The organism is Janthinobacterium sp. CG_23.4, from assembly GCF_029892305.1.
Taxonomy (GTDB): domain Bacteria; phylum Pseudomonadota; class Gammaproteobacteria; order Burkholderiales; family Burkholderiaceae_D; genus Janthinobacterium; species Janthinobacterium lividum_D.
This window is the reverse complement of the sequence record NZ_JARXUX010000001.1, coordinates 2,978,160-3,002,807: the sequence shown is the minus strand read 5'-3', so window position 1 is coordinate 3,002,807 and position 24,648 is coordinate 2,978,160. Positions and strand designations below refer to the sequence as shown.

Below are 24,648 nucleotides of genomic sequence, written 5' to 3'. Positions count from 1 at the left end.
TGACCGCCATGGCAGCTGCCGTGCTGCTGGCCGCTTGCGCGGCACCCGAGTTCAAGCAGCCGCAGATCGAGACGCCGGCGGCGTTCAAGGAAGCGCAAGGTGAGTTTCAAACGCGCCCTGTCGTGCAGACGGCAGCCGATGGCACGCGCTGGAAGCAGGGCCAGACGGGTATGGCCGAACGCCAGGCGCGCGGCGAGTGGTGGCTGGCGTTCAATGATCCAGCCCTGAACAGCTTGATTAATGATGCCACGCAGGCCAATGCCAACCTGGCCATTGCCGCCGCCCGCGTCAAGCAGGCGAGGGCGATTGCCGGCATCGCCGAAGCGGACCGCACCCCGCAAGTGGGCGTGAATGTGGGTGGCCAGCGCAACCGCGCCTCCGCCGTATCGCTCGGCATGCCGAACGGCGCGCCGGTGGCGGCGAGCAACGTCTATCAGGCAAACCTGACGGCCAGCTACGAAGTCGATTTGTTCGGCAGAGTGGCCGCTAATGTCAGCGCCTCGCGTAGCGATGCACTGGCCGTGGAAGCGACTTACCGCTCGGTGCTGCTGTCGCTGCAGGCCGACGTGGCGCAGACGTATTTCCAGCTGCGCGCCACGGATGCCGAACTGGCGACACTGGAGCAGACGGTGCGCCTGCGCGAGGAAAGCGTGCATGTGAACCAGCGCCGCTATGACCTCGGTGATATCGGTGAGTTCGACTTGTCGCGTGCCCGCACGGAGCTGTCGACCGTGCGCGCCGAAGCCATCGGCTTGCAGCGCCAGCGCGCCAATAGCGAGCATGCGCTGGCCGTCCTGTTGGGCAAACCTGCCGCCAGCTTCACGGCGAGCGTCAACCCGCTGCAGGACAGTGGCTTCCTGCCCGTGATCCCGGCCGGCATGCCGTCGTCGCTGCTGGAGCGCCGCCCCGACATCGCGTCGGCGCAGCGCACCATGGAAGCGTCGAATGCACGCATCGGCGTGGCGAAATCGGCCATGTTCCCGGCCCTGACCCTGAACGCCTCGGGCGGTGGCGCCTCCGATACGTTCTCGGATATCTTCAGGTGGAGTAGCCGCTCCTGGCTGCTGGGCGCTTTGATGTCGATGCCCATCATCGACGGTGGCCGCAACAAGGCAGCCGTGAGCCGCAGCGAAGCGCAACTGGAAGAGTCGGTGGCGACGTATCGCCACAGTGTGCTGCTCGCCTTCGCCGAGGTGGAAGACAACCTGGCCGGTTTGCGCATCCTGTCGGGCCAGACGCAGCAGATCGACGCAGCCGTCGTCTCGGCGCGCCGTTCGGCCGACCTGGCGCAAAAGCTGTACGACGCGGGCCGTTCCAGCTACCTCGATCTGCTCGACGCGCAGCGCAACCTGGCAGCTATCGAGCGCAACGCCGTGCAGTTGCGCGGCAACCGCGCCGTCACCACGGTGGCACTGATCCGCGCCCTGGGCGGCGGCTGGGGAGAGGTCGAGCCGCAGGTGGCGGCCAACTAGTTTTCCTGCCCGCAGCAAGCGATTTGTATGGGAAACGGCGGCGTGCACTTGCACGGCGCCGTTTTTTTTCAGGAAGTTGAATCCGTTGGCGCAAAGGCTGCGTAAATACTCCTGCAATCATGCAAACGTAGTCCTCCAGGAGATATCATCATGCGCACCTTCGTTCCCGCAGTAATGTTTGTCACTTCCATGCTGGCCGCCAGCGCCCCTTTTGCCGCCGACATGAGCACCATGGTGGGGGGCAAGAGCATGTCTCCCTCCAAGGATATCGTCGATAACGCCGTCAATTCGGCCGACCACACAACCCTGGTCGCTGCGGTGCAGGCTGCAGGCCTGGTCGATACCTTGAAAGGCAAGGGCCCATTTACCGTATTTGCGCCGACGAACGCGGCGTTTGGCAAGCTGCCGGCCGGCACCGTCGAGACCCTGGTCAAACCGGAAAGCAAGGCGACCCTGACGAAAATCCTCACCTACCACGTGGTGCCCGGCAAATATGACTTCAAGGCCCTGGCCAAGGAAATCAAGATGCACGATGGCAAGGCGACCCTGCCAACGGCCAGCGGCGGCAAGCTGATGTTCGCCATGAACGGCATGCACAACATCGTCGTGATGGATGAAAGCGGCAATAGCGCCAACATCAGTACCTACGATGTGTATCAGTCCAATGGCGTGATCAATGTCATCGACACGGTGCTGATGCCAAAATAAGTAGACGAAAAGTAGACGAAAAAAAAGACAGGGGAAACCCTGTCTTTTTGCTTGCTGCCGCCGCTTTTACTTGACTGGCGCTGCTGCCGGTGCTGGCGCTGCGGCCATCGCTGGAGTTGCTGGAGTTGCTGCTGGCGAAGCTGCTGGCGTTGCCGCTGCGGCCTTCTTCGCCTTGTGATGCTGTACTTTTTTGTGCGCCGCTGGCTTGACGGCGGCCGCTGGCGCTTCGGCCTTGGCGACAGGGGCGACGACGGCTACTGGTGCTACTGGAGCGACTGGCGCGACGGCTGGCGTCTGGGCGAAAGCGGCGCTAGCGAACAGGCTGGCGATCAGGGTGGCGATAATTTTTTTCATGCTGAAATCCTTGTTGTAGTGTGCTCAGTAAAGTGTGTCGGAATTATTTGGCTGGCGCTGGCGCTGGTGTTGACGCAGCGGCGGTGGCCGATGCCAGCTTGTCGTCAGTCTTGGCTTTGGTTTGCTTGGCTTTCTGGTGCGCCTTGGTCTTGGTGGTGGCCGCTTGCGCTTTAGCACTCGCTACGTCCGTTTTGGCGGCGACAACCGCTTTTGCTTCTTTCGCGTCCGCTTTTACGACCGTTTGCGCTTCCTTGGCATCGGCTTTCACGACGGCCTTGGTGTGGGCCGCTTCCACTTTGGCGGGGACCGAGGCTGCAGGCGCTGCAGGCGTCTGGGCAAAGGCAGCGGTAGCGAACAGGCTGGCGATCAGGGTAGCAATTACTTTTTTCATGGTGCAGTCCTCGGTGGTGGTTTGTCTGGTGTGTCTGTTGGTGCCGGGATAATTCCCGTGTCACTGAGCATAAAACGCGGCCTCGGACGCTTGCGTTGACGCTCATTACAAACGCTTACATCTGCGCCGCCTATGGGCTGACGTTGGCATGCAGCGACAGTGCCGCCTTGCCGGCTTTTGCCGCGCGTGCGCGGCGCTTGCGCAGCCAGATGATCAACCCCGTCGCGCTCAACATGGCCACCACCAGGCCCATGACAGAAATCAGGATGCGACCCGGCAGGCCCAGGATGCGGCCCGAATGCAGGGGAAATTGCGCTTGCAGGAAGATGTCGCCGGCGCTGCCCGTGCCGGGCACCACGCCGCCGGCCGGCTTGCCATCGCGGCCATCAAAGTACAGCCACGCATTGCCCAGGCCACCATCGCCATGGTCGTTGTCCGCCGCGAAGAAGCCCACGCCATACAGGCCATAGCTCGATGAATAAAACACGCCGCCGGCCGGCAATGCCCAGCCTCGCCTGGCCGCTTCCGCTTTTGCCAGCGCCACGGCCTGTTCGCGCGTCAGCTGCGGCTCGATCGGTTTGTCGGGCGGCTGCGGCGTGCGGCTGTCGAAGGCGTTCGGCTTGAGTGTGGAAAACTTTGCTACCAGGGGGCGCATCACCTGGGTTGGCAAATTCATCGACACGGAGGTGATGGCCAGCACCAGCAGCAGCAACCAGACCCACACGCCGCCCGAGCGGTGCAGGTCGAAATTGAGTTTGTGTCCCCCTTCACGCCAGCGCAAGGCCAGCGACTTGCGCCAGCTGCGCCAGTTCGGGAACGACAGGTACAGCGCAATAGCGCAGTCAAAAATCCATACGATGCCGATGATGCCCATGAACCAGACGCCCAGTTCGATGCCCCAGCCCTCGGGGATGTGCATGGTGTAGTGCAGTTTGTACAGGAAGGGCAGCAGGTTTTCGCGCGTCAGCGAGACCACGCCCCACTGGCGCTTGCCTTGCATGGCGCCGGTGACGGGATCGATGGCCACCTGGTTGAAGCCCAGTTCATGGGGCTTGCCGGTAGCCGGGTCGGGCCGGCCTTCCACCGCGATCAAGGCCGTGTGGCCAGGCTCGATCGTGGTGAGCGTGTAATTGACGCGCAGGCGCGGGTCCTGCGCCTCGAGCTGGCGCGCCAGTTCCAGGCCCGATTTTGCGGGTCTCACAGCGGCGCTGCTGGCGCTTTGCGCATGAAACAGCTGCGCATTGAGCCAGGCATCGAGCTCGTGATCCCACGAGATGATAGCGCCCGTCAAGCCGGAAATGAACAGGAAGAGCGCCACCGCCAAGCCGAACCAGCGGTGCAGAACAACCATGGATGGACGCAGTCGCATGGCCGCTCCCTAGTATTTCCAGCTCAGGGTGGCGCTGCCATTGCGACCCGCTGCATACAGCGACTGGGTCCAGTACAGGCTGGTCAGGTGCTTCTTGTCCGTCACATTGTTCAGGTTCAGCGACAGGCTGACGTTGCGGCTGATGTCGTAGCTGGCCATCAGGCCCAGTTGCGCGTAGGCGCCCTGGTGCAGGGTCGTGCTGTCGTTGACCTTATTGTAGATGGCGTCCTGCCAGGTGAGGCTGGCGCCCACCTTGAATGTCGGCAGCGCCGGCACGTGATAGGTGGTGGCCACATGAAACTGTTTGCGCGGGATGAAGGTGCGTGCATCCTGGCCGTCGTCGCCCTTGATGCGCAGCTGTGAATAACCGGCGTTCGCTTGCCAGCCTTTCGCCAGCTCACCCGAGGCATCGAGCTCGACACCCTGCGATTGCGAATCGACGCCTCGATAGAAGGTCTTGAAGTCGGCTGTGGTGCCGGCCGCTTCGGCCATATTCTTCTGGCGCGTCTTGAACAGGGCGCCGGACAGGTTCAGGCGGCCGTCGAACCATTCGCTTTTCAGGCCTGCTTCCAGGCTCTTGCCGGTGGCGGCGGCCAGGGTCTGGCCCCTGCTGTCGATGCTGCTTTGCGGGTTGAAGATTTCCGTGTGGCTGGCGTAAGCTGACACATGGCGGTTGATGTCATACACCAGGCCCACGTACGGGGTGGTGTCGCTTTGCGACTTGGCCTGGCTGACGCCATACGCGCTGCCCGTGCTATCGGCCTTGACGACGTTGACGCCTGCCAGCAGCTTGGTATTGTCGGCCAGCTTGAGGCGGGTGGCCAGATAGGCGTTCTTGCGTTCGTCCTTATAGGCGCTGCCGTCGGTCGAGGCGTCGAACAGCGGTTCAGGGTAGGCGCCATCGAACGCCTTGCCATTCGGCAGCGCCGTGCCGATGCCGCGGCCGTAGTAAGACACATCGTCGAGCGTGGAGGTTGACCAGGCGACTCCCATGCTGATGTCATGCTGGCGCCCGGCCAGCGTGAATTTTCCCGTCGCGGCGACATCGAGCAGGCGCTGCTTGTTGCGAGAGCCATAGCGCGAAGGGTAGCTGAACAAGCCGTCGCCCGTGGCCTTGTCCGGCGTGCCGTAGACATAGAACAGCTTCGAGTCGGAGCTGGAGCGGTTGTAGGTGGCGGTGGCCTTCACGCGCCAGTCGGCGTTGAACTGGTGCGCCAGTTCGGCGAAGCTGCTGTTATTGAGGATGCTCCAGCGCGACCAGTCGGCTGAAGTCGAGGTGGAAATCGGATAGTTGGTCGGCGTGCCGTCCGTGTAGGCGATGGGCAGGGCTCCCCACATGCCGCCCCTGGCCAGGCTATTGTGGTAGCTGTGGCCCAGGGCCAGGCTGGTATCGGCTGTCAGTTTCGCTTCGACGATGGCGTAGGCGACATCTTTGCGCGGCGAGTAGCGGCCCAGGTGCGAGTTGCCCTCTTCGTGGACGACGACGAAGCGCGCCGCCACCTTGCCATCGTCGCTGAGCGGTGTCGATACATCGGCATCGAGGCGGCGCGTGTTCCAGGAGCCGAGCATGACGCCAGCGGAAGCGGCCAGGTCCGGAGTGGGGCGTTTGCGCATGAAATTGACAGTGGCCGACGGATTGCCGGTCGAGGAAATCAAGCCGTTCGCGCCGCGCACGATGTCGACGCGCTCGAACAGCGCCGTATCGAGGTCGCCCATCACAAGGCCGAAAACGAAAGCAATGCCGACGCCGTCGAACTGGAAGTTGGTGATGTCGTAGCCGCGCGCCGTGTAATAGCTGCGGTCCGTTTCCACCGCTTCTACCGTCACGCCCGTGGTGTGCGCCAGTACCTTGCTGGCGTTGTCGAGCCTGAAATCGTCCATGTGTGCGCGCGTGACCACGGAAACCGCCTGCGGCGTCTCGCGCAGCGACAGGTTGAACTTGCTGGCCGAGGCGCTGTTGCGCGCCGTGTAGGCGTTCGCGTCGCTGCTGGCCGTCACGGTAATGGTTTGCATCACTGGCGCTTCATCGCCAGTGTCATCGGCTGGTGCGCTGGCGGCGCCATGCGCCATGCCGGCGCCGAGTGCCAGTGAAATGGCCATGGCCAGCGGGCGCAATGACAGCGTAGTGAGGGTGGACGGTGCGGTGTAGCCTGGCATTGAAACGGCTCCTGAATCAAGGATGAGAATGAGAATTGTTCTCAATTATATTGGAGCGCACGCCAGGATGGGAATTTTTTGTGGCTGTAAAGCGTTATTTTTTGTCACATCTTTACATCGTCTTAGTTTGGATGTTGCTCGTTGTCATCGTCATTTTCGGTCATGCACATGGCCGCCGGTGCGGGGTGGGGAGTATTTTGCGCGAAAAAAAAGACAGTCGAAACTGTCTTTTTGCTGGAGGCGTCAGCCTTTACTTTGCCGGTGTGGCAGCAACTGCGGCGTCTGCCTTGGCCGCATCGGCTTTCACTGTTGCCTTGCTCGCTTTGTGATGGGCCTTGGCCTTGCTGGCTTTGGCGTCAGCCTTGGCGCTGGCCATATCGGCTTTTGCATCGGCGGCAACGGCCGCTTGCTTGGCATCGGCTTTCACGACGGCCTTGGTTTCCTTGGCTTCGGCCTTGGCCACGGCCGCCGTGTGGGCCGCTTCCGCCTTGGCGGGAGCCGATGCTGCAGGGGTTTGGGCAAAGGCTGCGGTAGCGAACAGGCCGGCGATCAGGGTGGCGCTCAGGTTGAAAATGCTTTTTTTCATGGTGCAGTCCTCAGTGGTGGTTTGTCTGGTATGTCTGTTGGTGCCGGGATGATTCCCGTGTCACTGAGCATAAAACGCGCCCCGAAAGCTTATCGTTGACCTTGTTTACACTTGCTTACAATCATGTGTTTTATCGACTGATGGTGCTTTATGTGAGTGTGAAGACGAAAAAAGACAGCCGAAGCTGTCTTTTTTTTGTGGCGCAGAAAAGGCGCTGAATGGATTATTTGGTTGCTGCTGCGGTCGCTTTAGTTTTGGCTTCGTCAGCTTTGGCCTTGGTTTTTTCCGCTTTGTCATGGGCTTTGGCTTTGGTGGCGCTGGCATCGGCCTTGGCGCTGGCCATATCGGCTTTTGCATCGGCGGCAACGGCGACTTGCTTGGCGTCGGCTTTCACCACGGCCTTGGTTTCCTTGGCTTCTGCTTTTGCCACTTCCTTGGTGTGCTTGGCTTCGGCCTTGGCAGGCACGGCTGGCGTTTGAGCAAAGGCTGCGGTGGCGAATAAGCCGGCGATCAGAGTAGCGCTCAGCTTGAAAATGCGGTTTTTCATGGTGCAGTTCCTTCAGAAGTGGGTGGTAGTTCAGGAGAAGCATTTCCCCTGTCACTGAGCCAAAAACGCGCCGTGCGGCAATATCGTTGACTGATTCTTTGGGTCATTACAAACACTTACATTTGCCGCGATAGGCGTTCTGTCAGCTTGCCTAAGGTGCCATCGCCTGTCACGGCCCGGAGTCGATGCCAGCCTCACCGCATGGGGCCGTCATGAAAGCGGCCTTGAAAGCCTATCCAGCCAAGCGCAATGTCGCCGTCACGCCCGCGCCTGCAGGTGCAAGAGCACCGGCTGCCTATGCCAATATTGAAGGTTTGCTGCAAGGTATGACCGCCGAAAAACAGGATGGCGTGGCTAAGTTCATCATCGATGACAAGGGCACGTGGCAGCCCCAACCGGCCATGCCCGATGCGCGCAAGGCTACGATACGGCGACGAAAAAGCTGGCCTTTACTCCTCTGGCTTGAATGGCAGGGTGGCGCGCTTTAGTTGCAGGGCTTCGTCGATGGCAATATTGAGCTGGGCAATCTCGACCGGTTTGGTCAGGTAGCGGAAAAAGCCCGTGGCCAGGCCATGCCGGATGTCGCCCTTCATGGCGTTGGCCGTCAGGGCGATGACGGGAATATGCGCGGTGCGCGTATCGTCGCGCAGGATGCGCTGTGCCTGGTTGCCATTCATGCCGGGCAGGTTGATATCCATCAGGATGACATCGGGGCGCTGTTCCAGCGCCAGCGCGATGCCTTGGCGCGCGTCGGTGGCCGAAATCATGCGCAGATGGGGCAGGAAGCTGACGATGTCTTCCACCAGCCGCAGGCTGGCCGGATTGTCTTCCACGTACAGTAGCAGGGCCTTGCCGCCGGCATGATCCACAGCGCCGCCAGGGGGCTGGGGCAGCCCCTCCGTATGGCGCGTAGCCCTGTCGGGTGGCGCGATCATGGTGTCGAGTTCGATCCAGAACATGCTGCCCACGCCGAGGCAGCTGTGCACGCCCATGCGGCCTCCCATCAGCTCGACCAGGCGCTTGGTGACAACCAGGCCGATGCCTGTGCCTTCTTCTCTGCCGGCCTCCTGCCCCAGGCGGTTAAACGGCTGAAATAGCTCGGCCATCTGCGCATCGTCCAGTCCATTGCCCGTGTCGCGGATGGCGATGCGCACGCGCAGCGCATCGGGCTGCGAAATTTCCAGCGCCACCGTGCCGGCCGGACGGTTGTACTTGATGGCGTTCGACAGCAGGTTCAGCAGGACTTGCTTGAGGCGAGTATGGTCGGCCCTCACCGTCAGCGCTTCGCAAGTTGGAAAGAGCAGCTCGATTTGGCGCTGCTGTGCCTGATCTTCCATCATCACACGCACTTCCTCGATCAACGCCGGTAGCGTCACCGCTTCCATCGACATGCTCAGGCTGCCTGATTCAATCTTCGCCAGGTCGAGGATTTCATTGATCAAAGTGAGCAGATGGCGGCCCGAGGTGACGATGTTTTGCACGAAGGTGCGCTTTTGCAGCACGGTCGCGGGCAATGCTTCATTGGCCAGCAACTGGGCAAAGCCGAGGATGGCGTTCAGCGGCGTGCGCAGCTCGTGCGACATGCTGGTGAGAAAACGGTCCTTCGCCTGGCTGGCCCGCTCCAGTTCGACTTTCTGTTCGTTGAGCGTGCGTTCGATACGCTTGCGCTCCGAGATGTCGCGGATAGCCGACGAAACCAGCACACCTTCATCTGTTTCCAGCGGCGACAGGCTGATTTCGACTGGAAACTCGCTGCCATCGCGGCGCAAGCCGTACAGTTCCAACCCTGCGCCCATGGAGCGCGCCCGTGGCGCTGTGGAAAAGGCATGGCGATGGCGCGGATGATCGTGCGCGTAGCGGGCCGGGATCAGCACTTCCACATTGCGTCCCAACAGCTCCGCGCGCGAATAGCCGAACAGCCGTTCCGTCTGCGAGTTGACGAGCACGATTTCACCGTCGCTGTTGACGATGACGATGGCGTCCGGCGCCGATTCGAGCAGGCCGCGAAACTTTTGCTCGGCCCGGCGGCGGTCGCTGACGTCGCGGATGGCGCTGATGACGAAGGTGCCGATCTCGGTCTGAATGGGAGAGAGGCTGATTTCGACGGGAAACTCGGCCTTGTCCTTGCGCAAGCCCAGCAATTCCAGGTCGGCGCCCATGGTGCGCGCGCGTGGCTGGTCGAAATAGCCGGCACGGTGTGCCACGTGCGCATGGCGCAGCCGCTGCGGCAGCAGACTATCGATTTGCCTGCCGTTCAATTCGCCTTCCGCGTAGCCGAACAGGCGCTGAGCCTGCAAGTTGGCCAGTACGATGGCGCCCGTAGCGTTGACCATGATCACGCTGTCCGGCGTCGATTCGAACAGCACGCGGTAGCGCGCATCGACAAACTGGGCGTCGCGTGCCGCCTTCAGCAAGGTGGTGTCCTTCATGGTGGAAATGAGGTAGCGGCGGCCGTCCGCACCAGTGCGCGCAAACTGGCACGCCACGTCAACGTAGATGAGTTCGCCATCCTTGCGCCGCCGCAGCGATTCGCGGTCGTAGCAGCCGTTCACGGTCAGCTCTTCGTCGATCAGTGGGATCGATTCGGCTTGTGTCGGCAGCGAGATCAATTCCCACAGCATAGAGCCCAGTGCCTCCTCGTCGGCATAGCCGAAGATGCGCTGCGCCCCGGCCGTCCAGCGCACGATGGCATGGACTTCGTTCGTGATGACAACGCCGCCGGGGGCGTCGCTGAGGATAAGCTGATCTAACTCGGCATCCATGTTTTTCCCCACGCGTGAGAAGGCTTGCCGGGCGGCATGCTGTATGCTTAAGTTAGCGAGGAGCCGCAGCAAAGTCAATGCATTTTTGCACGGCGTTTCCCCTCCGGGTACGCTGTAGGTGGCCCCGTGTTGCGCTGTGCCGGTGCTGCTTTCCCTGGGCGTGTGCCTAGCCCTATGTCCCCACGCTGCCGGTGACGGGCAAGACGATGCCCGTGATGTAGCTGGAACAGGCGGGCGAGGCCAGAAAGACGTAAGCGGGTGACAACTCTTCTGGCTGGGCCGGGCGGCGCATGTCAGTGTCTGCGCCAAATGTGCGGATTTCTTCTGCCGTCTTGTCGGCCGGATTGAAGGGAGTCCAGACTGGGCCCGGCGCGATGGCGTTGACGCGAATACCTTTTTCAAGCAAGTTGCCGGCCAGCGCCATGGTGAAGGCGTGGATGGCGCCCTTGGTGGTGGAATAGTCGAGCAAGTACTTGGATCCATGCAAGCCCGTGACGGACCCGGTGTTGATGATGGCCGCGCCGCGCTGCAAATGGGGCAGCACGGCCTTGGTCATGTGGAAGTAACCGTAGACATTGGTCTTCATTGTGAGGTCGAAGCGTTCCTCGCTCAGGTCCAGCAGCGATTCGGCGTGTTCCTGGAAGGCGGCGTTGTTGACCAGGATGTCGATATGCGTGTACCGTTCCATCACCTCGCGCACTGCTTGCCGGCAAAAGCCTTGCTCGCGCACGTCGCCGGGGATCAGCAGGCAGCTCTGGCCTTCCGCTTCCACATAGCGGCGCGTTTCGTTAGCATCCGCGTGTTCATTCAGGTAAATGATGGCGACATCGGCCCCCTCGCGGGCGTACAGCACGGCCACGGCGCGGCCGATGCCAGAATCGCCACCCGTGATGATGGCCACCATGCCGGTCAGCTTGCCGCTGCCGCAGTAGTCGGGCGCCAGGAAGCGCGGTTTCAATTGCATCTGCGCTTCGATGCCGGGCTTGTCCAGATGCTGGGCGGGCAGGGGAGGGGCAGGCTGGCTGCGGCTGCCCGTTGGCAGCGGTGCTTTGCTGTCCCGCTTGTCTATGGCGGCGGCGTCGCGGTGATCTTGCTCCTGCTGTATGCTGCGCTGCAAGTTACCGGCAGACTGCTCCTTGTTCTCGTTCATGCTGGCCTCCGTGGAAACGAAGATTCAGTATCGGCGCGGCAGCGGCCGCCAACCGTGCGTTCGCTAACAGAATGGCGCAAACAGGCGTCAATTTATAAGATGATGGACATGATTTTTGGGAGCGGCATAAGCCGAGCGGCGCATGCGCGGCGCCAGCAGGCGGTCGCCAGGCTGCTGGCCCTTTGCGTCGTTGATGCGGCCTTGTCGGTGCAGATCCTTGCTGCCAGGAAGGCGCAATCGCAGCAAGACTGAGCATAGTTGACAAGTACGCCTGTTAGCCGGCCTCAACGCATGATAGGCTTCGGTTTTCAGATTTTGGGATTTCATCATGCTGCTTTGGCTCAGGCAATACCGGCGTCCACTGTTGGCCGGGGACATCACTGCCGGTATCGTTGTCGCCATGATGATGGTGCCGCAGGGTATGGCCTACGCGCTGGTGGCCGGCTTGCCGCCCGTGGTGGGCATCTACGCCAGCATCCTGCCGCCCGTGCTGTATGCCTTGTTCGGCAGCAGCATGACGCAGTCGGTGGGTCCCATGGCGATCGTCTCGCTGATGACGGCCGCCGCCTTGGCACCGCTGGCCGACCCCGGTTCTTCCCTGTACATTGTGCTGGCCGCCCAACTGGCCTTCATCAGCGGCCTGGTCTTGCTGCTGTGCGGCGTGCTGCGCCTGGGCTTCATGGCCAGTTTTTTGTCGCGTCCCGTGATCAGCGGTTTCAGCAATGGCGCCGCGATCCTGATTATATGGGGACAGATTACCCCCTTGCTGGGCGCCAGCATCCCTCACTGGCATGCCCCCAGCCTCGTGCTGGGGCTGTCCGGCTTGCTATTCCTGTTTCTGGCCAAGCGCTACGCCTCGCGCCTGCTGCAGCGCTGTGGCTTGAACAAGGTGGCGGCTGATGTGGGCGCGCGCCTGGCGCCGATGGTGCTGGTGCTGGCTGGCATCGGCCTGGTCGCCTATGGCGGCTTGGAAACGATGGGGGTGCAGACGACGGGCCATGTGTCCAGCGGTTTGCCGGGCCTGAACCTGGCCACGTCCAGCGCCCATTGGCGCACCTTGCTATCGCCGGCGCTCTTGATCGCTTTTATCATCTTTTTGATGAGCATGTCGGCCGCCCAGACCCTGGCGCAAAAACGCGGCGAAAAACTGCATACGAATCGCGAATTGCTGGGCCTGGGCGCGGCCAACGTGGCCAGCGCGCTGTCGGGCGGCTTCCCTGTCACCGGTTCGATCTCGCGTTCGGCCGTCAATTTCCAGGCGGGCGCCAACACGCCGCTGGCCAGCATCATCACGGCTGGTTTGCTGGCGCTGGCGCTGGTGGCGCCCACGGGCTGGCTGGCGCTGCTGCCGCTGCCCGTGCTGGCGGCCACCATTATCTTTGCCGTGGCCAGCCTGCTCGATTGGGATACCTTGAAATTGTCATGGCGCTACGACCGCAGCGATGCGCTGGCCCTGCTGGCAACGACGGCCGGCGTGCTGGTGCTGGGCGTGGAGGCGGGCGTGGTGATCGGCGTGCTGCTGTCGATGGGCACCCTGATCTGGCGCGCCAGCCGCCCGCACATCGCCGTGCTGGGGCGCATCCCGAATAGCGAGCACTTCCGCAACGTCGAACGCTATGAGGCGCAAACTTTGCCGGACGTCTTGCTACTGCGCATAGACGCCGGCCTGTTCTTCGGCAATGTGGAAGCTGTTACCGAGCGTGTCGAGGATGAATTGCGTGCCCATCCGACGGCGCGCCACCTGGTGCTGGTGCTGTCGGCTGTCAACCAGATCGACAGTACAGCCTTGCTGGGCTTGATCGAGCTTAACGGCGTGCTGATCAAGCGCGGCATCAGCCTGAACCTGGCCGAAGTGAAGGGACCCGTGATGGACCGCTTGCGCCAGAGCAGCCTGCTGCAAGAGCTGGGCGGCAAGTTGTACCTGAGCACAGCGCTGGCGATGAACGATTTGAGCGGCGCAAGCAATGGAGAACAGGCGTGAGCATGGAACTGAATCTGCACGGCGAGTCGCGTGTGATCGATAGCATCCTTGCGCTGGAACAAGCGCTGCGCGAGGCGCGCGCGCTGGCGCAATGTCAATTATGGTTGACCAGGGCCACGGGTGCGGAACAGGGCCCGGCCCTGTGCATGTTGCGCAATGGTGGCAATGCCTCGCTGATGTATCTGTCGGGGCAGGATGACCTGAGTTTTCATACATTGGGCGACGAGGAGGCAGACGGCGTCTGCAGCTATCTGTTGGCCAATGGCCAGGTGGACGAATATCCCGAGGCCTGGTGCGTGGAGGTGGAACAATGCCAGCGGGCCTTTGTCGAATTTTTCAGGACAGGCGGCGCGCAGCCGGCCGGCATCGCGTGGCAGGCGGATTGATAGGGCGTAAATCACGGATGCCATCCTCGCCGGTATCGAGCGCGACGGGCGCGCCGTGCTCGATGCCATGCAGGTTTGCTCACCGCCACGCGGAAAGACTGGCCTGAAAACGTGATACTCGATGCCCTGGACATGCTGACGCGCTGCTGCGAACCGCAGTGACGGGTATGGGACCGACATGTATCTTGAAGGGTTCAAGCAGGTAGCGGGGCTAGCATCCGCCGAGCGCCATGCTTACTTTATGCGCGAGGTGGTCGATACGCAAGAAGTGTCGGGCTTGCACCACGACGGCTGGGCGGCATAGGCATCTGGCGCGGACGAGGCCGTCCATACGGCGATCTGTTGCGGCGCATAGTGCGTGGCGCAAGCCCAACAGTGATCGATATCGGGGTGGCAGGGCGGGGTGCATGGTGATGGGCATGCAAGCTTTGGTGCAAACGGCCATGCTTGTCCAGCGCATCACTGCGCTGGCTGGTCCGGATCGATGTAGTACGAACCCGGCGGCGCGCCCGGCACTTTCACCCGGAACTTCAGGCTGGACAGCAGCTTGTCCCACAAGGCGATGGCCTCCTCGTCGCTCAGCGACGCAGCTTTGGCGGCGCCGACCATGTTGTGGGCGACTTTGGTGTACATATGCGCCTCCAGCACAGATGGATTTGCGATGTCTTTCGGCTTGCCTACCAATGCCCATTCAAAATCGTGTACGCCATCTGTTCGTCGTATCAGCGATTCTTCGCCTTGCCAGTGTTGGACGTTGCGTTTGCCCTCGCGCAGCAGAGTTCTCTTGGGATAGCGATTGCCTTGCCTTTTCTTGGCTATATCAATACGTCCCAATAGGGATAGTTCAGTATGCATTTTTTCATACAATTCACTCGGGTAATCCATATATGCATTTTTATTTGAGCTGACTGAAAATGTCACGTCAGGGAAGCTGGGGAAATATAGGCCTGCACTAACTATTTCTTGTTCGTCATAGCTGCTTTCCTTGATGAAGCCGTAAGAAATGCAATTTCCTGGTTCTGCCGGAATGTCGGATTCTTCACGTAATCGCAAACTATTTGCGCGAACTATTTGTCTGGTAGCGGCATCCATTCTTGTTTTTCCTTCAGGGATCGAATCTCCTATTGTGAATGTGATATTTTTCTTGGTAATGTATGTATTAAAATATACATCGCCTTCCTCTTTGGCATATTTATCAGAAAAATATTGAAGCTGCCAGCTGTTTTCGACTGGAAATTTTCCACTGTAGATAATTTCAGAAGTGGGATTGTTAAATTTTATTCGGTCAATATCTTCTAAGACTTTTTTGTCGCGCCCTGTCAATCCATCGGTTCTTATTTCAATTCTCGATGGTAGTGATGTTTCTCCAAAAATTAATTCTGTCTCTTGCGGTATGCGCAGGGTGTAGCGCCCAAAACATGCCAATTTCGTTTGCAGAAAGAGTACTTCAAGACGTTTAGTAAAAGGGATATTTTCTGACACGGCATTCTCCTCGATAGCACTTTTTGCTTTGCAAGACTGAAATAATCCAAGCGCTACAACGATGGTAAAAAGAAATATTGCTTTATTTTTTGATTGAGCATGATCAAGACCATTTTGCGGTTTTTGCGATTTGTATAATGGAATACAACACTGAAGCGAGTACATTAGGATTTGAATAGCTATCTTGGTGCCCGTAATCAGTTCCATTTTTCACTCCATGAATGAATAGTCTTTCCTTTTTAAAGCAATTTTCTAAATTTTTTGACGGGACTGTGTTATCGCCGGCGGCAGTGGCTGGCATTAGTCTTAATCGTATTTTTCGAGAGCCCGCTTGAACAATAAGCTCATTTTTTGCATTGTCTCCCTGCAGTATCCATTTTTCGGGAGCGAGTGACTTGATTTTTTCTTTAGCATCTGGTTGCTCGCTATTAAGTCCGTCGATTACTTTGAATGTAACATTGCCATAGCTTAAGCGATTCGGTGATGCGCAATAGCTTGCATAAGTAAGGGGATGAAATGTATCTTTTATTGATTCTAGAAAGTCAAACGCATTTTTAAGTCTGCGGTTAACATTGATCAAACCACCGCCGCTTTTTTCCGCTATATTTGCCGGGTTAATCCATTCCGGATTTACCAGCCGCCACCACGCATTAGGTGGCTGCAAATAAATGGCATCTAATGCCGTAGTACCCTCGCGCGGCCAGCTCCACAGTTCTTTGTCTTGCTGATCTACCACCCTGAGCCATTTTTCACCGTAGACGACGCCAGGCATCATCTCCAGCGGTGCCGGGGCATTCGCCAGAATGGCGGTGGCATGCATACCATTGATGCCAAGTATCTCTGCTTCGTATTTACCTGCGGTAGTGTCTTTTTCCTGAAAACCGAAGCGCATGCGCTTGTATGCTCCCGCAGCGCCGATGGCTGGCATAACACTGTGATAAATGCCGAGTATTGTGAGGTCCTTGTCGTTGACTATTTTTCCATAGTCAGGGTGTATCAAGGCGCGGGCTAGCAAGCCACCCATGCTATGCGTGACCAGAATGACTTCATGACATTTGAAGCCCCGCTCACGATAGCCTTTGACCAAGCCTCTTAGGCGTTTGGCAATGGTCACGGCAGTGACGCCATTGCTCTGTACAAAGTTGTAGCCCATTGCGTGAACTGGATACCAGCATGCCGCGATTTTTTTCAAGTCTTCTTCAGTTATGGGATTGCCCGATGCGCCACCAAACGTAGAAGGGTCTTGCATCACCGACGCACTCAAGCCACTTGCCCCGCGCCAGACTGGATGCAGTTTTCCGCCTAACACTATGTTGTTCATGTGTTTTTCAGTGTGCTGGAGCATGGAGCCATAAGCGCCATCAAACAATACCTCGCTCCAGCCGCGCCATCGCGCCACCTGCGCTGGAGTTGCGAACGCTTGCGGTTTCCCTTGCACAGGACCATTGCCGGGGGTGATTCTGTTCGCGCCCATCAGGGGGAGGATGGGTGTCAGGCTGTCAGGAACATTCTGATGCCGCATATCGGAAGCCATTGTTTCTGGTCCCTCTGCGTCAAATCGCCCATTGTTTTCTGTGTAATGATAATATTCGACCTCTGTTTCGTTAGGGTCAAACACCAATTGACGTTGTTCAGGCGTAGCCTCTTTGAACCATCCGCCCAGGCCAGTTCCGGCGGCAATATCTGTCATTCCTCCCGCTCCCATCAAGTCGTCGGGTCGCCATGCTCGATTGTCCGGGCGCTCCAACCGTTTTTGCCGCTCTTTGGACAGTCGTAAGTTGCTGCCCATGACACCTGGCAGAAAAATGATCGGTATCACTTTGCCAGGTGGTTTGGCGACTTCATGACGTGCTGTATCGCTGGTTCTGGTCATCTGCACTGCATACTCAGCCCATCCGCCCACACCCTGTGTAAATTGTCTTGGATGATTGCCTCGCTTGTTCAGCTCATCGTTGCCACTCATGGCAGTTCTCCTTTATAGCGAATCACATAGCTGTCCATGCCGGTGGATTTTTGTAGTTGCGTGGAACCGTCTTGCGCGCTTTTGCCGCTCATGTTGCCGTCATCGCGCAGGATCTCAAAAGCAACGCCAACGGCGGGCGTATCGTCGACATTCACTAGCAAGACTTCCTGATCAAAACTGCTATGTGGCCGTTCATTAAATTCCTGCGACACGCTCTTCGGCGCCAAGGTTTCCAGGTTGCCGTTGAAGAGCACAGGCGATGAGGTGAAAAATTGCACCTTGTCGCTGATTTCCAGCATGTGGTTGGCGCCGTGCAAGCGGATGCCTTTTTTGCCCTTGATGTTGACCCAGTCCGCTTCGCTGATTAGTGACAAGACTTTTTGGGCGAGGATTTCCACCTCGTCGCTGTGGGCCTGGATGGACACCTTGCCGCTGGCTGCAATCAGTTTCATGCCGGCCTTGTGCACGAACAGGCTGAAGCTCTTGGCGATGCTGGCGAACATGCTGTCGCCGCTGGCGAGGGAAATATGTTTGCTGCTGCTGAGCGCCACATGCTCGCTGGCGGCCAGGTGGATGGATTGGGCCGTGCTCAGCTCGATGCCGACCGGGCTGGCCAGCACCAGATGTGCTTCGGACAGTTCAGGGAAATCGCCGCTGGCGCCTTTGATCGCGGCGTTTTGCCGCTCGATGGACTCGGCGACGGCGCCTTGTTGCTCTTTGCTGTCTTGCGCACCCGCGTCGACGGCCATGCCGGCCAAGCCTTGCTGCAGTTGCCGTGCTTGCGCCAGGCGCGCCTGTGTTTCGTCGAGTTGCTTGACTGATCCAGTGCCTGTTGATGTTTCGGTGGTGATCAACATGCCTCTGGCAGCGCGTAGGGCGCCCCAGGCGTTGCTGGCCAATTCAAAGCCCACGCCGCGTGCGTCCTTGCGGCCGGCATTGTCATCGATGCGGGTGATGTTGCCCAAGCAAAGCCGACTGTCGTGCTGCTCGCTGCGCAGCTGTGCCTGGATCGCCCCCTTGGTATCGTCGAGCACGAGATGGTTGGCGCTGCGGGCGCCCAGCTCGCGGCTGCGCCAGCCGGACAGGGCGCGCTGCTGCGGCAGGTGCCATGGCGGTGGATTGGCGCTGTTGTAGACCACGCCGATGACGATCGGATGGTCGATATTGCCGTCCTGGAATTGCACGACGACTTCTTGCCCCACGCGCGGCAAGGCGATTTGTCCCATGTGCGCTCCCGCCATCGGCATCATGACGCGTATCCATGGCGAACTGCGTGCATCGAATTTACCCAGGCGGTCCCAGTGAAATTGCAGGCGGATGCGTCCCAATGCATCGGTATGAATTTCTTCTCCGGCCGGCCCGACCACCAGCGCCGTCTGCACACTGGCAACCACGCACGGCGTGCTGTTGTAGCCGCGGCCCGGCCGCCAACGAATGTCACGCCGCACGCACACTATATTGTTGACATAGTGGGACGCTGTGCTAGGACCAACCTGATAATTATTGCTGGCGCGATGCACGACTGACAAAATCAGGTACTCGCGTTCGGCGATACTGTCGCGGCGCTCCTGGCCAGGTTGATAGCGCTTTTCTTCGGCGCTGAAATGGCCATCGAGCCGGAAGCAAAGGCCAGGCTGTGCGCCACGGTGATTGCCTGCCGCCTCGAAGTACTGGCGCAGATGGTCGTTTTCTTCCATGCGGCGTTGCGCCAGCGATGTTCCCTCATCGATGTTCTGATAGCCGTACGCGCCCGTGTTTTCGTATAGTTCATGGGCGAATACATCGCCCTGGCGATTCAATGAATAGCCGCTGGCAAGGCGTGGTTGTGGATTTTTATAGTCGAAACTGGCCAAGGTCAGCTGGCCGGAACCGATCCGGCGCACGGCTTGCCACTGGTGCATGCCATCGTCTTCCATGGAGCCCGATTCGGCGTGAAAGCGCATGGCGCCGTCGCCGGACGCCGTATCGATGATGTCAGCGAAGGTGCTGTTATCTGCGAGCCATAGCGTGTGGCCATCGGCGCGGTGTGCGTACCAGTAATGCCAGCCCAGCGCTTCCCAGCGACGGTGCAGATGGTTGTAATCGGTTTCATTGTGCTGATTGGCGCAGGTGATCTGTGGATCGTCGCCATGGATGCTGCTTTTCCAGTCGCGCTGCGCGTAGTGGGCAAACGTCGTCTCGGTCAGCTGCATCACGCTTTGGCCATGAAACGATACATTGTCCTGGCGCAGGCGGGCAAAGGCCAGCCATGGTTGCAGCACCATGCGGTACCACGCAAAGCCGCCATCGGCGCGCAGCAGGCAAAACTCGCCCACATAGCCGTTAAAGTAGCGCAGCGTGCCATCGTCGCGCAGCATCGAAATGGTCACCATGCGGCCCATCATGGCCTTGAGCGCAATATGCGCGTCATCGGACAGCAATTCGGCTTCGAAACGGAAGTCGCGCGACATCTCTTCCGTGGCGATCAGCGAATTGACCAGCACGATGGTGCCAGCTGGCCCATCTTCATGCGGGAAATCGATCTTCAACAGGCGCCGTTCCTGCGCGGCGAGGTCGAAGGCCGATAGCGCGGCCTGGATGTCTGCATGCATGGTCTGCCTCTCTTATAGCGATGAGATTAAGTGGGCGCCACAGGCGGTGGCATCGCCGTCATAGGCGTACGGCTTGCCCATGTGTTTTGCGCCGGCGCCGTCCGGGGTAATCGCAAAGCTGCCCTTGCACTTGGGGCAGAAGGTTGTGTCATCGGCCAGCGCCGCGCTCTTACCCATGACGGTGCTGCCCGACGATGCGCTGGTGACCTTGCCGCCGTGATCGGTTGCATCGCCGAGCCGGATAACGCCGCGTCCCGCATGTTTCATGTTTGCCTCGCTTTTCAAAGATGAGTTGCGCAAGTCAGTGGCAGCAAATAACGCACTTCGGCGGCGCGCACCTTGCCTTGTGCTGTCTGCAAGAACGTCGTCCAGCCAAGGTGCCGTCGTTCTGACGGGTGCGAACTGAGGAGCAGGGGAGTCATGCATGGCGGACTCAATATCAGCCGCACTTCATACTGCAAGTCGGGTACGCCAAACAGTGCCAGCATCTTTGCCAATGCCGCCGCACCTGCACTGCGCGGCAGGAAGCGTTGCAGGCCGGCAGGATCGAGCGGGCCGATATGCAGGCAGACGCGCATGTCCTGGCGCCAAAGCCGCAGGCCAAGCGTCGCGCCGCGCGCCAGGGTAAAGTTGACACCGCCCAGCAGACTGCGCCGATTTTTTTCCAGATAGTCCCAGCCGCCGGCAAATTGTTGCACGGTGATCGGTACGCCGCAGTACTCGGCCAGTACGCGGCCAAGCGCTTGCGCCGAGACGGGGCGACAGCGTAGCAGGCCCGCATACCAGGCCGCGACGTCCTGCGGCACGGCATCAGTTTCTGCGCTCGACGGCAGCGCACTGCGCTGCACCCCGGCCAGCGCCGTCAGCAAAGGCAGTTGTGCGTCTTTGGCCTGGGTCTGGAGGCTCGATTCGAGTCGATACTTTTCCCACGCCTGGTAATACAGCACGACCATGCGGTGCGAAAAGATATCGAGGAAGGCCGAGGCGCCAGGGTCTTTGCTCGACCAGCGGTAGGCGGCGATACGTTCTGAATAGTGCAAGGGCAAGGTGCCGCCGACGCCCAGAAAACGCATGAACGTCGGTGTCAGGCTCAGTTGTTCATTCTCGTCGAGCGAGAGCTGCTCGATTTCACTGGCGGGAAAACTTAACGACGCGCTGTTCTTGAAGCGCAATATCTGGCTGAAGGCCTGCGCATATGACACGTCCTGCCGACGTAGCCAGCACAGCAAAATACGCACGGCCTGCACGAACTGGTAGCGGTACGGTTCGGCGAGCAAGTGTGCGATTACACCAGATTTTGCAATCCGCTTCTTGGCTTGCATCGGATCAGCTCCTCTCCGCTTTGCAGTGACAGCACCACCAGTTCGATGAAGCTGTTGATGTGCACGTATAGCCCCAGGAAGTGGTCGACCAGCTGCACAAACAAGTGCATGCCGCTACCGACAAACGCTTCCTCGTCCAGTGTGATGCGCACTTCCACGCCATGCGCCAGCGAGGTGCCGCGCTTGTGGCGTAGCCAGGTCGTCGTTGGCGCGTGCGCCAGCGCGACGATGCCGCTGATTTGGCGTTGCGAGCTTGCCGATCGGGACAGGTCATACAGCGTCAGCATTTCGCGCAGCGCCGGCAAACCCTCCTGGACCAGTGCATGATGATTCAGCGCCAGATGCGAAATGAGGCGCCAGTGCAGGCCCGCGTCAGGTGAAAAGCGTTGCGCTTGGCTGGGGCGTCGCAGCATGTGCCGCGCCGCGCCGCCACTGCATGGTTGCAAGTCGCCTTGCGGCTGGCCGTATTTGAGCGCAAGCGGAAGATCGCGGTTGCTGCATGTTAACGACAGCGACAAGCTGGCCTTTTCCTGTAGCAAGGGATTGAAGTCGCTATCGATCAGCGTGATTCTCTTTTCGTGACCAGGACTGTTGCTAGCCAAAGCCATGTCGTGGCGTAGGACCCAGTAATGGTCTTGTTGCGCCGCGCCCTCGCCATGGCGCAGGCTGTACAGCGGGCGAAGTTCGCTCAGCGTGCTTTCGCTGCCGCGTTGGCGCAACAAACGCACCGCATCGACCGAGACGACTTCGTAACCATGCGCATGGGTCGCATGGGCCAGCACGCAGTAGTCGGTTTTTTGCCGGGTGACGCAAATCGGCACGCCTTCCTGGCGGAAGAGATTGACCGCCGGACTGCAGCCCAGCTTTAAATTGTTACTGCAAATGCTAGACAACATGCGCGCCGCAGCGCCATCGGGCCGCAAACCGGACAGGCACAGGTGCAGCGTAAAGCGCTGGCAAGCAGGCGGCAGGGCAGCACTGAGCGCTGCGATATCGAGGTCGAAGAAATTGAATTTTTCCGGATAGGCAAAATACTCGCTGAGGATGCGGTAGGCCGGCTGCGAACGCGCACCGAAAGGTATCAAGGCATCCGTGTCGGCGAAGCCGACGGGTGTCACAGGCACGGTGGGCAAGGCCACCCACTGTAGCGCGTCGATGGACACAAAAGCGCAGACCGTGCGCATGAACAAGGCATCGCGCAATGCGGCGCAAAAAGAAGCTTCGCCATCGATGAAAATGCGCAGCGATGCGGGCGCCGCATCGAGATGCCGGATGCCGATGTTCAGCGAGGAACAGGCCGATGCTGGCAGGCGTACGCCGGGTGGCGCCTTGATCATCGCATCGAAAACCGTGCTTTCCAGTATCGCTGCGCCTGTCGTCATGTCGTAGACGCTCTTGAAGCGGCAACGCACGCCGCGCACAGGCGGCGCATCCATTTCACTGCCCGCTGGCAGGTGGAATATGCCCGCTCCTGCCGCCGGGGTTGGCTGTTGTACGATGGTGCACGATGGGAAGGGGCGCAGATAATGGGGGAACAGGGCTTCGAACAAGGCTTTGGTAAATTGCGGATAGTCGTCATCGAGCCTTTTGGAGATGCGTGCTGCCAGCATGGCCACCGATTCGATCAAGTGTTCGACGTGCGGGTCTTCGCAGGACTCGCCTGACAGGTGTAATTTGCCGGCAATTTTCGGATAGCGTTCGGCAAACTCACGGCAATGTCGCCGCAGCATCACCAGCTCGTGCTCGAAATACGGCAGCAAATCCTCCATCTTGATTTTTCCTGTGTCTACGCGGTGGAATGAACAGTATCCGAGCGTTTTCTCAAGGCAAAATTGCGTTTGCGCAAATAATTGGACAGGCTTGCTGCGCAACCTCAAGGACTTCCACGCTGACGACATCAGACTGGCAAGGCAGCAAGATGCTAACGGTCAACATGGAGAACGTCATGACATTGCCATCCAAATTACTTTGGTCCGAGGGCCTGGCCATCGGGCCCCAGCAATTCCAGCAGCTGGACCGCTATCATGAAGCGCGCCTGCAACGTCTGGCTTCCTTGATTAATCCCCATTTATGGGGCGTGCATGGTGTCCGCTGGAATGCGGATGCACTGGCCAACAATAGTCTGCGGGCCGACGCCATGTCGCTCGTATTTCAGGATGGAGAACTGTTTGAGGCGCCGCTCGGCGATGTATTACCCAGTGCGGTTGACTTGTCCAAGCTACCGTCGAGCGAACACAGTTTTACTTTTTATGCCGCGCTACCGGCGTTGCAGGCACATGGTGGCAATGTCAGTTCTACAGCAGCGCGCTATGTCCAGGCGGATATCGAAACCCCGGATCTGTACAGCGAGGCGGTCAGCATAGACGTCGCTTACCTGAAGAAGCGTGTGTATCTGCTGTCGCAGCTCGATCCCCTAAATGATTACCTTGCCATCCCGCTCATTCGTTTGTACCGCGCCGGCAACGGCGGCTTTGAAATCGATACCGGCTTCATGGCGCCTGGCCTGACCATCAGCGCCGAGCCGACGCTGCAGAAAATGCTCGATGCGCTGATCGAGCGCATGGGCGCGAAAATTGAGGCGCTGTACAGCCGCCACCGTCAGCCGGGTAAAAATATGCTTGAATTTCACGGCGGCGATGTTTCCTCGTTCTGGATGCTCAATACCTTGAGCATGGCCAGCGCCACGCTCAGTCATTGCGCCAGTTACCGGCGTCACCATCCGGTGTATCTATTTGAAAAATTGATGGCACTGGCTGGTGGCTTGATGACGTTTTCAAAAAAATACACACTGAGCGACTTGCCAGTTTACTGTCACGAGGACGCCGCTCCCGGTTTCGGCAAGCTCGATGGCATCATTCGCGACTTGATCGATACGGTTCTTCTGTCGCGCCACTTCCCGATTGCGCTGACCAATGACACGCAACAAAACACCCACTATTACGGCGTGCTCGATGCCAAGCGGATTGACCCTCAGACCGAACTCTGTCTTGCCGTCAACGCCGATATGCCGGCGCTGGAATTGGTCGCCACGGTGCCGTTGCAGTTCAAAATTTCATCGCCTGACAATATCGAATTATTACTGGGCCGAGCACTTCCCGGTGCCGAGTTGCGCCATATGGCCCAGGTCCCTGCTGAAGTGCCAGTGCGGCCCAATACCTATTATTTTTCGATCGAAAACAAGGGCCGTATTTATGACAGCATGATCAAGGCCCAGGCGATTGCGATTTATGTGCCGTCTGGCATCAAAGGGCTGAAGCTGGAATTGTTCGGCATCAGCGCCAGCGCTGCATAACGATGCCTAACTACGCCTAACGACGCTTGGCGTTGCAAGCCGGCGTATTGTGAAAAGATTGTTTTAAGCAATAGACTTGCCCCTGCAGTTGACGTTATCATGTTTTCGTAAGTATTGGTGGCTGATCCATCAGCG

22 protein-coding genes are annotated in these 24,648 nt (G+C 59.3%); 8 read left to right on the top strand and 14 right to left on the bottom strand.

Annotation, left to right across the window (positions count from 1 at the left end; all coding sequences use genetic code 11):
• Positions 1-8 precede the first annotated feature (8 nt).
• Entirely contained in the window at positions 9-1,472 is a 1,464-nt protein-coding gene (locus tag H4V96_RS13385) for an efflux transporter outer membrane subunit (protein ID WP_196855619.1), read from the top strand.
• A 189-nt stretch (positions 1,473-1,661) separates the two neighbouring features.
• The gene (locus H4V96_RS13380) at positions 1,662-2,180 is read left to right on the top strand and encodes a fasciclin domain-containing protein (RefSeq protein ID WP_128089289.1); all 519 of its coding nucleotides are present in this window, start codon (positions 1,662-1,664) and stop codon (positions 2,178-2,180) included.
• A gap of 66 nt (positions 2,181-2,246) precedes the next feature.
• On the opposite strand, the gene H4V96_RS13375 is transcribed toward H4V96_RS13380, so the two are convergent.
• The 6 genes from H4V96_RS13375 to H4V96_RS13350 form a co-directional block, all read right to left on the bottom strand.
• Positions 2,247-2,534, bottom strand: coding sequence for a hypothetical protein (locus H4V96_RS13375; RefSeq protein ID WP_196855596.1), 288 nt, complete (start codon positions 2,532-2,534; stop codon positions 2,247-2,249).
• 43 nt (positions 2,535-2,577) lie between these two features.
• Positions 2,578-2,925 carry a hypothetical protein gene (locus H4V96_RS13370; RefSeq protein WP_196855597.1) on the bottom strand — a complete coding sequence of 116 codons (348 nt, stop codon included), beginning with the start codon at positions 2,923-2,925 and terminating at the stop codon, positions 2,578-2,580.
• 130 nt (positions 2,926-3,055) lie between these two features.
• A complete protein-coding gene (locus H4V96_RS13365; protein WP_280721188.1) occupies positions 3,056-4,288 on the bottom strand; it encodes a PepSY-associated TM helix domain-containing protein in 1,233 nt (410 codons plus the stop codon).
• Positions 4,289-4,303: 15 nt separating this feature from the next.
• Positions 4,304-6,451, bottom strand: coding sequence for a TonB-dependent siderophore receptor (locus H4V96_RS13360; protein ID WP_196855598.1), 2,148 nt, complete (start codon positions 6,449-6,451; stop codon positions 4,304-4,306).
• 250 nt (positions 6,452-6,701) lie between these two features.
• Complete coding sequence (locus tag H4V96_RS13355; protein ID WP_010399271.1) at positions 6,702-7,037, bottom strand: hypothetical protein; 336 nt, start codon at positions 7,035-7,037, stop codon at positions 6,702-6,704.
• Positions 7,038-7,260: 223 nt separating this feature from the next.
• Positions 7,261-7,584 (bottom strand): hypothetical protein, encoded by a 324-nt coding sequence (locus tag H4V96_RS13350; RefSeq protein ID WP_010399268.1) that lies wholly within the window; start codon positions 7,582-7,584, stop codon positions 7,261-7,263.
• 212 nt (positions 7,585-7,796) lie between these two features.
• Here H4V96_RS13350 and H4V96_RS13345 point away from each other — a divergent pair, with 212 nt between their 5' ends.
• Positions 7,797-8,072 carry a hypothetical protein gene (locus tag H4V96_RS13345; RefSeq protein WP_196855599.1) on the top strand — a complete coding sequence of 92 codons (276 nt, stop codon included), beginning with the start codon at positions 7,797-7,799 and terminating at the stop codon, positions 8,070-8,072.
• Here the strand turns inward: H4V96_RS13345 and H4V96_RS13340 are convergent.
• Positions 8,034-10,346: a PAS domain S-box protein gene (locus tag H4V96_RS13340; protein ID WP_196855600.1), complete on the bottom strand. Its 2,313-nt coding sequence runs from the start codon at positions 10,344-10,346 to the stop codon at positions 8,034-8,036. The two genes, H4V96_RS13345 and H4V96_RS13340, sit on opposite strands and share 39 nt — an antisense overlap.
• Positions 10,347-10,518: 172 nt before the next feature.
• The gene (locus H4V96_RS13335) at positions 10,519-11,496 is read right to left on the bottom strand and encodes an SDR family oxidoreductase (protein WP_196855601.1); all 978 of its coding nucleotides are present in this window, start codon (positions 11,494-11,496) and stop codon (positions 10,519-10,521) included.
• A 108-nt stretch (positions 11,497-11,604) separates the two neighbouring features.
• Here H4V96_RS13335 and H4V96_RS13330 point away from each other — a divergent pair, with 108 nt between their 5' ends.
• From H4V96_RS13330 to H4V96_RS13315, 4 genes are all read left to right on the top strand, one after another.
• Positions 11,605-11,748: a hypothetical protein gene (locus H4V96_RS13330; protein WP_280720997.1), complete on the top strand. Its 144-nt coding sequence runs from the start codon at positions 11,605-11,607 to the stop codon at positions 11,746-11,748.
• Positions 11,749-11,824: 76 nt separating this feature from the next.
• Complete coding sequence (gene sulP / locus H4V96_RS13325; RefSeq protein ID WP_196855602.1) at positions 11,825-13,477, top strand: sulfate permease; 1,653 nt, start codon at positions 11,825-11,827, stop codon at positions 13,475-13,477.
• A 2-nt stretch (positions 13,478-13,479) separates the two neighbouring features.
• Entirely contained in the window at positions 13,480-13,863 is a 384-nt protein-coding gene (locus H4V96_RS13320; protein WP_196855603.1) for an Imm1 family immunity protein, read from the top strand.
• 178 nt (positions 13,864-14,041) lie between these two features.
• Positions 14,042-14,167, top strand: coding sequence for a hypothetical protein (locus H4V96_RS13315; RefSeq protein WP_280720996.1), 126 nt, complete (start codon positions 14,042-14,044; stop codon positions 14,165-14,167).
• Between the two features lie 155 nt (positions 14,168-14,322).
• Here H4V96_RS13315 and H4V96_RS13310 read toward each other — a convergent pair whose 3' ends face one another.
• The 6 genes from H4V96_RS13310 to tssF are packed head-to-tail and all read right to left on the bottom strand — an operon-like array spanning position 14,323 to position 22,990.
• Positions 14,323-15,552, bottom strand: coding sequence for a T6SS immunity protein Tli4 family protein (locus tag H4V96_RS13310; RefSeq protein ID WP_280720995.1), 1,230 nt, complete (start codon positions 15,550-15,552; stop codon positions 14,323-14,325).
• Positions 15,449-17,308: a hypothetical protein gene (locus H4V96_RS13305; protein ID WP_196855604.1), complete on the bottom strand. Its 1,860-nt coding sequence runs from the start codon at positions 17,306-17,308 to the stop codon at positions 15,449-15,451. The genes H4V96_RS13310 and H4V96_RS13305 overlap by 104 nt, the downstream gene beginning before the upstream one ends.
• The gene (tssI, locus tag H4V96_RS13300) at positions 17,305-19,899 is read right to left on the bottom strand and encodes a type VI secretion system tip protein TssI/VgrG (RefSeq protein ID WP_196855605.1); all 2,595 of its coding nucleotides are present in this window, start codon (positions 19,897-19,899) and stop codon (positions 17,305-17,307) included. The genes H4V96_RS13305 and tssI overlap by 4 nt, the downstream gene beginning before the upstream one ends.
• A gap of 12 nt (positions 19,900-19,911) precedes the next feature.
• Positions 19,912-20,166, bottom strand: coding sequence for a PAAR domain-containing protein (locus H4V96_RS13295; protein ID WP_010399251.1), 255 nt, complete (start codon positions 20,164-20,166; stop codon positions 19,912-19,914).
• A gap of 14 nt (positions 20,167-20,180) precedes the next feature.
• The gene (tssG, locus tag H4V96_RS13290; protein WP_196855606.1) at positions 20,181-21,176 is read right to left on the bottom strand and encodes a type VI secretion system baseplate subunit TssG; all 996 of its coding nucleotides are present in this window, start codon (positions 21,174-21,176) and stop codon (positions 20,181-20,183) included.
• Positions 21,177-21,184: 8 nt separating this feature from the next.
• Positions 21,185-22,990 carry a type VI secretion system baseplate subunit TssF gene (gene tssF / locus H4V96_RS13285; RefSeq protein ID WP_280720994.1) on the bottom strand — a complete coding sequence of 602 codons (1,806 nt, stop codon included), beginning with the start codon at positions 22,988-22,990 and terminating at the stop codon, positions 21,185-21,187.
• 176 nt (positions 22,991-23,166) lie between these two features.
• On the opposite strand from tssF, the gene tssK reads away from it, so the two are divergent.
• Complete coding sequence (tssK, locus tag H4V96_RS13280) at positions 23,167-24,513, top strand: type VI secretion system baseplate subunit TssK (protein ID WP_196855608.1); 1,347 nt, start codon at positions 23,167-23,169, stop codon at positions 24,511-24,513.
• Positions 24,514-24,648: the final 135 nt, after the last annotated feature.